This window comes from Thiothrix unzii (genome assembly GCF_017901175.1).
Taxonomy (GTDB): Bacteria; Pseudomonadota; Gammaproteobacteria; order Thiotrichales; family Thiotrichaceae; genus Thiothrix; species Thiothrix unzii.
Genome location: NZ_CP072793.1, coordinates 552,704 through 566,602 on the forward strand (window position 1 = coordinate 552,704; position 13,899 = coordinate 566,602).

Annotated in this window: 11 protein-coding genes; 8 read left to right on the forward strand and 3 right to left on the reverse strand. The window is 51.7% G+C overall.

Features of this window, described 5'->3' with window-relative positions:
- Positions 1-12: 12 nt before the first annotated feature.
- The 3 genes from J9260_RS02995 to J9260_RS03005 are packed head-to-tail and all read left to right on the forward strand — an operon-like array spanning position 13 to position 3,888.
- Positions 13-1,089: an ABC transporter permease gene (locus tag J9260_RS02995; RefSeq protein ID WP_210219575.1), complete on the forward strand. Its 1,077-nt coding sequence runs from the start codon at positions 13-15 to the stop codon at positions 1,087-1,089.
- Entirely contained in the window at positions 1,082-2,263 is a 1,182-nt protein-coding gene (locus J9260_RS03000) for an ABC transporter permease (RefSeq protein WP_210219576.1), read from the forward strand. Before J9260_RS02995 ends, J9260_RS03000 begins: the two co-directional genes overlap by 8 nt.
- Entirely contained in the window at positions 2,260-3,888 is a 1,629-nt protein-coding gene (locus J9260_RS03005) for an ABC transporter ATP-binding protein (RefSeq protein WP_210219577.1), read from the forward strand. Before J9260_RS03000 ends, J9260_RS03005 begins: the two co-directional genes overlap by 4 nt.
- A gap of 1 nt (position 3,889) precedes the next feature.
- Here J9260_RS03005 and ftsX read toward each other — a convergent pair whose 3' ends face one another.
- From ftsX to ftsY, 3 genes are read right to left on the reverse strand one after another with little or no spacing between them, the layout of a single operon-like run.
- A complete protein-coding gene (gene ftsX / locus J9260_RS03010; protein WP_210219578.1) occupies positions 3,890-4,876 on the reverse strand; it encodes a permease-like cell division protein FtsX in 987 nt (328 codons plus the stop codon).
- The gene (gene ftsE, locus J9260_RS03015) at positions 4,873-5,520 is read right to left on the reverse strand and encodes a cell division ATP-binding protein FtsE (protein ID WP_210219579.1); all 648 of its coding nucleotides are present in this window, start codon (positions 5,518-5,520) and stop codon (positions 4,873-4,875) included. Before ftsE ends, ftsX begins: the two co-directional genes overlap by 4 nt.
- 12 nt (positions 5,521-5,532) lie before the next feature.
- Entirely contained in the window at positions 5,533-6,543 is a 1,011-nt protein-coding gene (gene ftsY, locus J9260_RS03020) for a signal recognition particle-docking protein FtsY (RefSeq protein ID WP_210219580.1), read from the reverse strand.
- Positions 6,544-6,588: 45 nt separating this feature from the next.
- Here ftsY and J9260_RS03025 point away from each other — a divergent pair, with 45 nt between their 5' ends.
- From J9260_RS03025 to J9260_RS03045, 5 genes are all read left to right on the forward strand, one after another.
- A complete protein-coding gene (locus J9260_RS03025) occupies positions 6,589-8,013 on the forward strand; it encodes a M16 family metallopeptidase (protein ID WP_210219581.1) in 1,425 nt (474 codons plus the stop codon).
- A 5-nt stretch (positions 8,014-8,018) separates the two neighbouring features.
- Entirely contained in the window at positions 8,019-9,332 is a 1,314-nt protein-coding gene (locus J9260_RS03030; RefSeq protein WP_210219582.1) for a M16 family metallopeptidase, read from the forward strand.
- Positions 9,322-9,876: a 16S rRNA (guanine(966)-N(2))-methyltransferase RsmD gene (rsmD, locus tag J9260_RS03035; protein ID WP_210219583.1), complete on the forward strand. Its 555-nt coding sequence runs from the start codon at positions 9,322-9,324 to the stop codon at positions 9,874-9,876. The genes J9260_RS03030 and rsmD overlap by 11 nt, the downstream gene beginning before the upstream one ends.
- Before the next feature lie 72 nt (positions 9,877-9,948).
- Complete coding sequence (locus J9260_RS03040; RefSeq protein WP_210219584.1) at positions 9,949-11,130, forward strand: lytic murein transglycosylase; 1,182 nt, start codon at positions 9,949-9,951, stop codon at positions 11,128-11,130.
- A 203-nt stretch (positions 11,131-11,333) separates the two neighbouring features.
- Positions 11,334-13,781, forward strand: coding sequence for a S8 family peptidase (locus J9260_RS03045; protein WP_210219585.1), 2,448 nt, complete (start codon positions 11,334-11,336; stop codon positions 13,779-13,781).
- The last annotated feature ends 118 nt before the right edge of the window (positions 13,782-13,899 follow it).

Below are 13,899 nucleotides of genomic sequence, written 5' to 3' on the forward strand. Positions count from 1 at the left end.
CGGGGTGTTACGATGCTGACTTACCTGTTACGTCGTGTGTTGCTGATGATTCCCACCTTGTTGGGGATTACGCTGGTGGTGTTTAGCGTCATGGTATTGTCGCCGGGCGGGATCAGTGCGCAAACGCTGGTAGAAGGCTCGGATATGAAGCCGCAGGAAAAACAGGCGTTAATGGCGTATTACAACCAGCGTTATGGGTTGGATCAGCCTGCGCCGATTCAGTATTTGCGCTGGTTGAATAATGTGTCGCCGATTGGCTTTACCCAAGATGCTGAAGGTGATTACAACGGGTTTTCCTTCACCAAGGGCATGGATTTAGGCACGAGTTTTATGTACGGGCGACCGGTGGGGGAGATTCTGGCGGAACGCATTCCGATTACTTTGTTGCTGAATGCGGTAACGATTCCGTTGATTTATTTGGTTGCGATTATTGTTGGGGTGAAGGCGGCGCAAGATCGCGGCGGGCGTTTTGACGTGTTTTCTAACGTGTCGATGCTGGCGTTGTGGTCGATGCCAACGATGCTGGCGGGGGTATTGTTGCTGGGGTTTTTCGCTAATGTGCAACATTTTCAGTGGTTCCCGACCGCCGGGATTTCCAGTCGTGCAGCACAAGATATGCCGTTTTTGCCGCACTTCTTGAACGGCGTGTTTGTGTCCGGTTTCTTGCTGGATCGGGTGTGGCATTTGGTTTTGCCGGTTATTTGTTTGTCGTATGCCGGGTTTGCGGGTTTGGCAAAATTGACCCGAACATCGGTGTTGGAAAATTTGCACGCGGATTACGCACGCACTGCCCGCGCTAAGGGGCTGGCAGAGCCAGATGTGTTATGGCGGCACGTGTTTCGTAACAGTTTATTGCCGTTGATTACAGTATCGGCGGGGCTATTGCCGAGTTTATTAGCTGGTTCGCTGATTGTGGAAAATATTTTTAGTATCAATGGAATGGGGCAGTTAGCGGTGGAGGCAGTGAAAGGCCGTGACCGTGAGTTGGTGCTGTCGATTACTTGGATTAGCGGATTTTTGACCTTGATAGGGTATTTGATTGCTGATTTTTGTTACACCTTGGCTGATCCGAGGGTGAGCTATGACTAAACATGAAGTCAGCCGCGAGTCATTTTCCCGGCGTATTTGGCGTAAAACTTGGCAAGGCTGGGGCGTAAAACTGGGTTTTGCGTGGATTGCGGTGCTGGGTTTTGCGGGAGTATTCGCGCCGTTTCTGGCGAATTCGATGCCGTTGTTAATGCGTAAAGACGGGGTGATTTCCGCGCCGGTATTGGATTATTTGACCAAGGAAGATGTGTTGGTGCTGGCGATGTTCGCGCTGTTGGTGATTTTAGCGGGGGTGTCGTGGAGTGCGGGGAAACGGTTGCTGGTTTTTATCGCGGGGACATTGCTGGCAACGTTGCTAATCAACGCCTTACTTACGCCGCCGAGTGTGGTGATTTACGATCAGTTTCGCAGCGCAGCTTACACCCAAGTCGAGTGGCGGGTGATGCCGCCGATTGAGTACACCCCGCAGGATTATTTACGCGATTTTGGCGATACCGGTTTGGAAGAGCCATTAGAGGCGACTGAGCGCACCCATTGGATGGGGACTGAGGAAAACGGCGCGGATGTATTGAGCCGAATGATTCATGCCTCGCGGATTGCTTTGAGTATTGGCTTGATTGCTACAGGCATTTCCTTGGTAATCGGGGTGATTCTGGGCGGTTTAATGGGGTATTTTTCCGGCGTAATCGACATGCTGGGAATGCGCTTGGTGGAGATTTTTGAGTCGATTCCGACGCTGTTTTTGCTGCTGACATTCGTAGCGTTTTTCGGGCGCAGTTTATACATGATGATGATCATTATCGGTGTCACCAGTTGGTCGGGGTATGCGCGGTACATTCGGGCGGAATTCCTGAAATTGCGTAAACAAGATTATGTGCAGGCAGCGGTGGCGGGTGGTTTGCCGCTGTCGTCGATTTTGTTCAGGCACATGCTACCGAACGGGGTTGCGCCGTTATTAGTCGGGGTGAGTTTTGGGGTGGCTTCGGCGATTTTGGCGGAAGCGACCTTGAGCTTTTTAGGCTTAGGCTTAGTGGACGCGCCGTCGTGGGGGCAAATGTTGAATCAGGCGGTGAAATCGTCGCTGTTTAACTGGTGGATGGCGGTGTTTCCGGGCGGGGCGATTTTCCTCACGGTATTTGCTTATAATCTGATTGGGGAGGCATTCCGCGATGCGATTGACCCGCAATTGTCGCGTAACGCGGGAGTCAATGGATGAGCCAGCCGTTACTTGAGGTAAAGCACTTACACACTCACTTGCACACGGGTGCGACGCTGGTGAAAGCGGTGGATGACATCAGTTTCAGCATTGCCAAGGGCGAAACGTTTTGTTTGGTGGGCGAGTCGGGCAGTGGTAAATCCATTTCCGCGCTGTCAGTTATTCGGCTGTTGCCACAGGGTTTGGCTTCGCATCCGCACGGTGAAATTTTATTTAACGGGCGTGATGTGTTGCGCATGGAAGACGCGCAGTTGCGGGAGCTACGCGGTTCACAAATAGCAATGATTTTCCAGGAACCGATGACCTCGCTGAATCCGGTATTCACGATTGGTGAACAAATTAGCGAGGCTTTGCAGTTACACCGCCCGCAGATGAGTGATGAGGAAGCGCAGGAACGGGTGTTATTGGCCTTGGAGCAAGTGCAAATTCCCCACGCTCGTGAACGGTTGCGCGATTACCCACACCAATTATCCGGTGGGCAACGCCAGCGCGTCATGATTGCGATGGCATTGGCGTGTGAGCCTGAGTTGCTGATTGCTGACGAACCAACGACCGCGTTGGATGTCACCGTGCAGGCAGAAATTTTGCGGTTGCTGCGTAAACTGCAAGACGATACTGGGATGAGTACCCTGTTTATTACCCACGATTTCGGCGTAGTCGCACAAATGGCGCAACAAGTGGGGGTGATGCAACGCGGTAAACTGGTGGAAGTGGGTAGCACTCAACAGGTGTTACGCCATCCGCAACATCCGTATACGCAGCAGTTGCTGGCGGCAGTGCCAGAGAATTTGAAGCGGGAGCGTAAGGAAGTACTGTCGTCTGTTAATGCACCCTCCCCGCTGCTTTCTATCCGCAATCTCAACGTATGGTTCCCGCTGCGTAAAGGCATTTTCCGGCGTACTGTCGATCATCTGCGGGCAGTCGATGATGTGTCGCTGTCGGTGACAGCGGGGCAAATCGTGGCGTTGGTGGGGGAATCGGGGTGTGGAAAAACCACGCTAGGGCGGGCAGTATTGCAGTTGGGAAAACCCACCAGCGGTAGCATTCAGTTGCATGGGCAGGAATTGACTGGGTTGTCTGCCAGTGAATTGCGCCCGTTACGTCCGAAAATGCAGATGGTGTTTCAAGACCCGCAGTCGTCGTTGAACCCGCGTTTATTGATTGAAACTACGCTGACTGAGCCGATGAAAGTACACGGTATCGGTGCAAATCAAGAAGAGCGTTTAGAGCGAGCGGCACAAATTCTGGCTGATTTGCAAATGCCGCGTGAAGCATTGTGGCGTTATCCGCACGAATTTTCCGGTGGGCAACGTCAGCGGATTGGATTGGCACGCGCATTGGTACTGAACCCGGAATTTATCGTATGCGACGAAATAACCAGTGCGCTGGATGTGTCAGTGCAGGCGGAAATCCTGCAATTGCTGTTGAAAATCCGTGCTGATCGTAACCTGACTTTGCTGTTTATTACCCACAATATCGGGGTGGTCGAATACCTCAGCGACCAAACTGTGGTGATGTATAAAGGCAAAGTGGTGGAGCAGGGCGCAACTGCGCAAGTGTGTGGCGACCCGCAAAATGCTTACACTCAAAAATTACTCGCCGCAGTGCCACGTTTAACGTGTTGACTTAAGCAAGCTGTTCATCGCGCCACAAATAACGCCCGACCGCAAGCCACGCACCAACAATCCCTAGCAAGCTGCTGGCTAACAGAATCTTGAGCGTCATGGCGACATCGACACCGCTAATGATAAAGGTATTGCCATAAAGCGTTGCCAATTGCCCTACAGGTTGCACCAAAAATAGCAGGGCAAGATGCACAATAACTAAGCTCAGCACCCCGCCAAACAAGCCAAACCAAATGCCGCCGTAAATAAACGGGCGGCGAATGTAGGCATTGGTAGCCCCAATCAGGCGGGTGACGCGGATTTCATCTTTGCGATTTTCAATATCAAGGCGAATGGTATTCCCCACCACCAATAACACGGTCAAGCCCAACAGTACCGAAACCACCAGTATAATGCGCTCGGCAATGCTCAAAATAGCGCGGAGTCGCTGAATCCATTCCACGTCGATTTGCACATCTTCGACTTCGTTGTACTTTTTCAACTTGGTGGAAAACGCCTCGACATCCAGCGTTGCATTACCCAGTAATTGCAATCGCGGGGTAATAATCAGCACATTGGGCAAAGGATTATCATCGAGGCTGTCCAAAGTTTCGGCAAAGCCGGTGATTTTACGGAAATTTTCCAATGCCTGATCGCGGGTAACGACACGCACGCCTTCCACCTCTGGGAGTGCGGAAGCCAGTTCTGCCATGTCTTTGGCTTGTTGCTCACCCACATTTTGCTTGAGAAACAGAGTAATGGTCGGCACTTCACGTTTATCTGCGGTGAGTGTTTGCAAGTTTTTCAGCAGCAAGTGCAAGCTGGTGGGTAATGACAGCGCAATCGCAATTGCCGCGAGGGTAATCCACGTTGATAAAGGGTTGATCCACAAGCGTTCCATGCTGAATTGAATCGCATTGCGCTGCTGGTTAAACCATGCCGCCAACGGATTTTTAGTGGCACTGGCTTTGCGTTTTGGTGGTTGTTTAGTGTTGGTTGGTGAGCTCATGCTTCCACCTTTTGCAGCACGATGGTGCGTTTTTGCATCCGCTCCACGAGGGTGTGGTCGTGGCTGGCAATCATTACGGTTGCCCCCAGCTCATTGAATTGCGCAAAGGTAAACATAATGTCCTGCGCCAGTTCCGGGTCGAGGTTGCCGGTGGGTTCGTCTGCCAGAATAATGGTAGGTTTATTGACCATTGCTCGCGCAATGCCTACCCGTTGTTTTTCCCCGGCGGAAAGCATCAGCGGAAAGGTTTTTTCCTTGCCCAGCAAGCCTACTTTATCCAAAGCGGCCTGTACCCGGCGGCGGATTTCGCTGTGTCCCATCCCCGCAATGCGTAACGGTAGCGCGATATTGTCGAACACGCTGCGGTCGTACAACAGGTGGGGGTCTTGGAAAATAAACCCAATGCGGCGGCGGTAATTAGGGATGTGGGCTTTCCCCATTTGGCTTAACGATTTCCCGCCGATCCAGACTTCACCGCGACTGGGGCGTTCAAGCATCGCCACCAGTTTTAACAAGGTGCTTTTACCCGCGCCGGAATGCCCGGTGATAAACACCATTTCGCCCGATTCTAGGGTTAAATCGACGTTGTAAAGCGCGAGCTGCCCCGTGGGGTATTTCTTGCTGACCTGCTTGAATTCAATCATGGTGCTTTCGTTTTAATCATCTCCGGCAAGCAAGGCACTGGTGAATTCGTAAGCATCAAACTCTTGCAAGTCGTCAATGCTTTCACCTACGCCAATGAAACGTACCGGAATTTTCAGTTGTTCGGCAATCGCGAACAGGATACCGCCTTTGGCAGTCCCGTCCAATTTTGTGACCGTAATCCCCGTCAGACCTAAAGCTTCGTTAAATTGCCGGGCTTGTACCAAGGCGTTTTGCCCGATACTCGCGTCCACAATCAGCATCACTTCGTGCGGGGCTTGTTTATCAAACTTTTGTATCACACGTTTAACTTTTTTCAACTCATCCATCAGGTTAGTTTGCGTGTGTAACCGACCAGCGGTATCGGCGAGCAAAATATCAATCTTACGCGCTTTGGCGGCCTGCACCGCGTCGAAAATAACCGAGGCAGAATCCGCACCGTTGCCTTGCGCAATCACCGGAATCTGGTTGCGTTCGCCCCAAATGGTGAGCTGTTCCACCGCTGCGGCGCGAAACGTATCACCTGCTGCCAACATTACCGATTTACCTTGCTGCTGGAATTTTTTGGCGAGTTTACCAATCGTGGTGGTTTTACCCGCGCCGTTAATGCCAACCATTAAAATCACAAACGGTTGATGTTCCGAAACGATTTCCAACGGTTGAGCGCAGGGGCGCAAAATGCGGTGCATCTTGTTGTAAAGAGCTTGCATCAGTGCGTCCATGTCCGCCAGTTCGTTGCGGCTGACACGGCTCGACAGGTCGCTCATGATTGCGCGAGTGGCATCCACACCCACATCGGCAGTCAGCAAGCGCATTTCTAATTCCTCAAGAACCTCATCATCGACCTTCTTCTTGCCTAATACCAGGGCACTCATTCCTTCGGTGAGCGTATTACTGGTTTTTGAAAGGCCGCGTTTTAAGCGTGCAAACAAACCCGCATCTTGTGTGACGGGTTGCGCTACGGGTTGAGGGGAAGGGCTAACGTCAGCCAATTCCTGGTTTTTTTTCTTTCCGAATCCAAACATCGTACAATGAACCGCCCAAGCTTATTTATGCTATACAGGTGAAAGATGCGAAGAATACTAACATTTACCGGCAAAATCCGTAATCCCAAAACAATTTTAGCCTTCTCCTGTTTATTTGCAGGTTTTTTTACACTCCCCGCCGTTGCGATTGAGCGCGTCAAAACAGAAAACCCTGTCTATGAATATAAACTGGATAACGGTTTGAAAATTCTAGTGAAACAGGATAAACGTGCGCCAATTGCGGTGATGCAATTGTGGTACAAAGTCGGTTCCAGTTACGAGCAAAATGGTTTAACCGGGGTGTCGCACGTTCTTGAGCACATGATGTTCAAAGGCACGCAAAAGCACCCCGATGGTGAGTTTAACCGCATTATCAATGAAAATGGGGCGCAGGATAACGCCTTCACCAGCAAGGATTACACCGCGTACTATCAGGTCATCGCGGCAGATCGTTTGCAGGTGGCGATGGAATTGGAAGCCGACCGGATGCGCAATTTGCTGTTACCCCCGGCAGAGTTCAAAAAAGAAATTGAGGTGGTGAAGGAGGAGCGGCGGTGGCGCACTGATGATAAACCGACCTCGCTCACCTACGAGCAATTCAATGCAATGGCGTTTATGAATAGCCCTTACCGCAACCCTGTGATTGGTTGGATGGCGGATTTGAATGCGATGCAGGTGGAAGATTTACGCGCATGGTATGAACGTTGGTATGCCCCCAATAACGCCACGCTGGTGGTGGTTGGTGACGTAGATCCGCAAAAAGTGCGTGATTTAGCCCAGCAATATTATGGCGCGATTAAACCGACGGAAGTGATTCCGCCGCCCAAACCGCAGCAAGAAGTCGCGCAAACAGGCGTGCGTCATATTAAGGTGAAAGCTCCGGCGGAGTTGCCGTATTTGATGATGGGTTACAAAGCACCAGGTTTATTGGGTGCAAAAGAGGCGTGGGAGCCGTATGCATTGGATGTGTTGGCAAGCATTTTAGACGGCGGCAATAGCTCGCGTTTCGCCAAGGATCTGGTGCGTGGCAAGGCGATTGCCTCAGAAGCCAGTGCTTGGTACAGCAATGACGGGCGTTTGCCGGATTTGTTTGTGTTGAGCGGAATGCCTACGAAAGGCGAAAAGCTGGAAACCGTGAAAACTGCGTTGCTGGAACAGGTGACGAAATTGCAACAACAGCCAGTGAGTGCCGAGGAGTTGGAACGGGTCAAAGCGCAAGTGATTGCCGGTGAAATTTACCAGCGTGATTCGCAACGCCATCAAGCCACACTGTTGGGTTCGTATGAATCGGTGGGCTTGGGTTATGCGGTAGCGGATGCTTATGTGGATAATATTTTGGCGATTACTCCCGAACAAGTGCAAGCCGTTGCGAAAAAGTACCTCGTGGAAGACGGTTTGACCATCGCCGAACTTGACCCGCAACCGATTGACCCGAACAAGCCGAAAATCGCGCCTAATTTTGTGAGATAAGCACCATGTTGAAAAAAATCGTTTTAGTACCGTTGGTGTTGTGGTTGTTGAGTGTGAGCGGTGTTGCTCAGGCCGCCCCGAAGATCGAACATTGGACAACCAGCAATGGTTTGCGGGTGTATTACGTGCACGCACCGGAATTACCGATGCTGGATTTACGTTTGCAGTTTGACGCAGGCAGTGCGCGTGATGGTGCAAAGCCGGGGTTGGCGATGTTGACCGCGCAAATGCTGGATACGGGTGCTGCGGGCTTGAGTGAAGACCAGCTTGCTGAGCAATTTGAATCGGTGGGGGCGCAGTTTTCAGCAAGTGCGTCAATGGATATGACAGCGATTAGTTTGCGCACGATTACCCTGGAAAAACCCCAGCAAACGGCGTTGGATTTGTGGTTAAAAGTCATTACCCAACCGGATTTTCCGCAACCTGCTTTCAAGCGCATTCAAAAGCTGACGTTGGTGGCATTGCAGGGCGAGAAGCAAGACCCAGAAAGTTTGGCGAATAAAGCGTTTTATAAAGCGTTGTATGGCGATCACCCTTACGGGCAGCCTGCGAACGGCACGGAAAGTAGCATTCCGGCGTTGAAAGTGGCTGATCTTAAAGCGTTTTATCAGCAATATTACGTGGCGAAAAACGGTTTACTGGCGATGGTGGGCGCGGTTGAGCGTGCGCAAGCAGAAGCGTTGGCGGAAAAAATTGCTGCGGCATTGCCAGCGGGTGCGGCAGCAGCTTCGATTCCTGAAGTGAAGCCGTTAACTGAGGCAAAAACGGTGAAGATTCCTTACCCTTCAGCGCAAGCGCACATTTTAATCGGGCAGATTGGTAATAAACGCGGCGATGCCGATTTTTACACCTTGTACATGGGCAATCAGGTGTTGGGGGGCAGTGGTTTTGCATCGCGTTTGATGAAGGAAGTGCGCACTAAACGCGGTTTGAGTTACAGCGTTTATAGCTATTTTGCACCGTTTGCGCAGTTAGGGGTGTTTGAATTGGGCTTGCAAACCAAACTGGAACAAACCGATGAAGCCTTGAAAGTGGCGCGTGATACGTTGCAGCAGTTTCAGCAAGAAGGCGCGACTGCGGAAGAGCTGGAAGCGGCAAAAAAAGACATTACCGGCGGATTTCCGTTACGCACTGCAAATAACAGCCAAATCGTGGAATACGTGGGGATGATTGGTTTTTATCAATTGCCGTTGGATTATCTGGATACGTTTACCAGTAAAGTCAATGCGTTAAGCAGTGAAGCGATTACGGAGGCGTTTAAGCGGCGCGTGCAACCCGACAAAATGGTGACGGTAATCGTGGGTGGCGATGAAAAATAATCTGTTACGCATTATTGGTGGCGAATGGCGCAGCCGTAAGTTGAAATTTGCGGATGTGCCGGGGTTGCGGCCTACGCCGGATCGGGTGCGTGAAACCTTGTTCAACTGGCTACAATGGCATGTGCCGGGTGCGCGTTGCCTCGATCTGTTTGCGGGCAGCGGCGCGTTGGGGCTGGAAGCCTTATCGCGTGGAGCGCGGGACGTGGTGATGGTGGAAAAGCATCCTGCGGCGGCGCAAGCGTTGCGTGATAACTTGACGTTGCTGGGAGCACGGAATGCGCGGTTGGTGCATGACGATGCGTTACGCTATTTGGGGCGTGAGACGGAAGCGTTCGACCTCATTTTTCTTGATCCTCCATTTCGCCAAAAGTTGTTAGAGCCGGTGTTGGAAAAGCTGTTTGCGCAGGCATTGCTTAAACAGGATGGGATGATTTATTTGGAGCAGGAAAGCGAAGCGGAAACGGATTTTGCGCGTTTCGGATTGCAGGTGCATCGGGAAACCACTGCGGGGCAGGTGCGGAGTTTGTTGTTGGTTCAGAGTTGACGCACCCTTGAAAATGCCTGTACCTGCTATACTCCACTCGTTGCTTATTTGAAATTTCATCAAGGATGATTTATGCGCTATTTAAAATTCGTATGCCTGTTGGCGTGCCTAGCGTCAACGCCAGTGATGGCGGAGTGTACTTCTGAACAAGCTTTCCCCGCCTGGTTGAAGGATTTCAAAGCGGAGGCGGTGGCGGCAGGGTTAAAGCCAGCAGTATTCGATTCAGCTTTAGCAGGGATGACACCGGACAAATCGGTGATTCAGCGTGACCGTTCGCAACAAACCTTCGCATTGGATTTTTTGAGTTTTGCCGGGAAAAAAGTTGTGCCTTACCGTTTGGGTAAAGGGCGGGAATTACTCAAGAAAAATGCCGATTTATTCAAACGCATTGAACAGCAATTCGGCGTACCGGGTGAAGTGTTAGCCGCATTTTGGGGCTTGGAAACCGATTTTGGTGGCAATACCGGCGATATGTCGACGTTACGTTCGTTGCTGACATTGGCGTGGGATTGCCGCCGCTCCGATTTCTTTCGTACTGAACTCAAACACGCTTTGTGGTTGGTGCAAAAAGGTGATTTAACCCCGGCGAAAATGCGCGGCGCATGGGCGGGCGAATTGGGGCAGTTGCAGTTATTGGCATCGCGTTATGATCAACATGCAATTGATTTTGACGGCGATGGTAAGCGTGATTTGATCCGTTCCCATGCTGATGCGTTGGCTTCTGCGGCAGTGATGTTGAAGGAAGCAGGTTGGCGTGCGGGTGAGCCGTGGTTGCAGGAGGTAAAAGCTCCCCGCGAAATGGATTGGTCGCAAGCGCGTTTGGATAATAAATTACCGCTGTCTAGTTGGGCAGAACAGGGCGTTACTCAAGCAGACGGCGGCGCATTGAGTGGTAGTGGCACGGCAGCGTTGTTGTTACCGATGGGGCGCAATGGCCCAGCATTTTTGGCATTTCCTAACTTTGATGTATTTTTGGCGTGGAATGAGTCCTCGGTGTATTCCACGACCGCCGCTTATTTCGCCACTCGGTTGTCGGGTGCGCCGGTATTGCGCTCTGGTAATGGCCCGGTAGCGACCTTGAGCTTGGGGCAGGCTAAACAACTACAAGCGAAGTTGAAGCAGCGTGGTTTAAACATTACCAAAGTTGACGGCATTATCGGTGAAGAAACCCGCAATGCCGTGCGTTCGGTTCAACAGGAGTTGAAGTTACCTGCTGACGGTTATCCTGATGCACAATTATTGAGTCAGTTGTAAGGCATTGCGCTTATGCCGCTTATCCGCTTTTTTTATACTCTAACGGCTCTAGTCTGGAAATAAACGGCACTAGTCTAGGGTGCGCACGGTTTTTTAAGCAGTCCTCGTTATGCTTAACCCCATAGTTCTTGGCTAAATACACTTTGATCATTGATTTTTAAGTGTATTTTTCTTTATGGGTTTGGGTCGACGAGGTATTGTTTATGCTCCCGCGTTTATGGTTGAGTCCGCTGGTTTTGTTGTTAACCGCTCAGGTTTGGGCAGCAGAGCCGCCACCGTTACAACCGCAGTTAGCGGGGGCAACCGACCAGATCATTGTTAAATTGCGCCCGACGGCACAGCGTTCGATGATGTTTAGCGCGGAAACCCAAGTGGAAGCGGCGATTGCAAACGTGGGGCTGGGCATTCCGGCGAGTTATGAACGCTCAATGGGCGGCAATGCGCATGTGGTGCAATTACCCGGCATCATGACGATTCAGGAAGCGCAAGATTACGCCACATTATTGCGCACTGACCCGGATGTGGAATACGCCGAGCCGGATCAGTTAATGTTTCCCACCGCTGATATTACCCCGAATGATCCGCAGTTTTTGAGCCAGTGGCATTACGGTTCGGCAAATGCCGACGGTGGTGCGGCAAATTTGCCCGCAGCGTGGGGTGAGGTCACTAACGCACCGGAGATTGTGGTTGCCGTTGTTGATACGGGCGTGCTGGATCACCCGGATTTATCCGCACGTTTATTGGGTGGGCAAGCGGCAACGTCGGGTTACGATTTCGTCAATACGCCTGCACGCGCTAATGATGGTGATGGGCGCGATAACAACCCCAGCGATCCGGGGGATTGGATTTCCGCGACGGATGCTGCTGACAGTGCGTTTTCAGGATGTTCGGTACGCAACAGTTCATGGCACGGCACACACGTTGCAGGCACTGTTGGCGCGGTCAGCAATAACGCTGTGGGTGTGGCAGGTGTCGCGTGGAATGCCAAAATTTTAATGGCGCGGGGCATGGGTAAATGCGGCGGTTATTTGTCGGATATTAGCGATGCGATTCGTTGGTCATCCGGTGAAACCATCAACGGTGTGCCGAACCCCAACCCTGCGAAAGTGATTAATCTGAGCTTAGGTGGTAGCGGAAGTTGCGGCTCGACTTACCAAAATGCTATTGATGCTGCCACCGCGCGTGGTGCAGCGGTCGTCGTCGCGGCGGGCAATAGCAACCAAAACGTTTCCACCCATCGCCCCGCAAACTGCAACAACGTGATTGCTGTCGCCGCCTTGGCGCGTACCGGCGGTAAAGCCAGTTTCAGTAATACCGGCGCGGGCGTTGATATTGCTGCACCCGGTGTGTCAATTTTATCAACAGTGAATGGCGGTAAAACCACGCCCACCGATCAACATACTTACGCGGCTTATCACGGCACAAGCATGGCAACACCGCACGTTTCGGGGGTGATTGCGCTGATGTTGGCGGCTAATCCGCATTTGCGTGATGGCAGCATTCCCGCTGGTGAAATTCCCGCATTACTGGAACAAAAGCTCAAAGCATCTGCGCGTTTGTTTGTTACCGGAACGGGCAACGATTGCAGCACTGCCTTGTGTGGCGCGGGGGCATTGGATGCTTATCGGGCGGTTATGTCGGTGAAAACACCACCTTTGGCACAAGCAGGTGCGAATCAAAACGTGTCTATGGGTGCGGGGGTAACGTTGCAAGGTACGGGAACGGCGGGTGGATACGGCGGTAATATTCGCCAGTATCGTTGGCAACAAACCGCTGGCACACCTGTTGCCTTGAGCAATAATACTGCCGCGAACCCCACGTTCGTAGCTCCGGCAACGGCTGACACGCTGGCGTTTCGTTTAACAGTTACCAATGACGTGGGCTTAACTGCCACCAGTGTTACCAATGTGACTGTGGGCGCGACTCCAATCTCTACCTCGGTATGTGATCCGGTGGTGTTAAATAATGCGGAAACTTTGACGGGGCAATGGGCAGCGGGTTGCGCTTCCCAGCATCGCGGTAGTGGGTTTTACGCACGTTATTACCGCTTTACCTTAGCGACGGCAGCCACCGTAAAATTTGATCTGAAATCCAGCAAACAAGATGCTTATCTCTATTTGCTGGCAGGTGATCAAACCACTAGCAGTGTGCTGGCGAGCAATGATGATAGTAATGGCACGACCGACTCGCAGCTTGTACGTAATCTGCCAGCGGGCACTTACGTGCTGGAAGCCACCACTTATGCCGCAGGGCGTGCAGGCGAATTCACCATCAGTGCAACACTGGCAACTGCTCCCACCACACAGAACAATTGCGAACCTACCGCAGTGGCTTTGGGCGCGACTACCAATGGGCAGTGGGAAACGTGTGCGGCGCGTAAACGCGGCAGCACTTACTTCGCAGGTTATTACCGCTTTACCTTGACCCAAGCTGCTACCGTTACCATTGACCTCAAGTCTGATCAGCAAGATACCTTCTTGTATTTATTAAACGGCAGCAGCGCGGATAGCAGTGTGCTGGCTTCTAATGACGACAGTAATGGCTCCACCAATTCACAAATCAAGCGGACGCTGGCAGCGGGGACTTATACGCTGGAAGCAACGACTTACTATCGGCAAAAAACGGGGGCGTTTTCTGTTACGGTGAAGTGATCATGTTTTGATTGTGGCATAGTGAAAGTACGGTAAAGGATTTAGCACTAAAAGCAGCATAGCGGCAATTTACGGTTTTCCGCTATAATCCGCCGTTTCCAACAGCTCGAACCCTGTG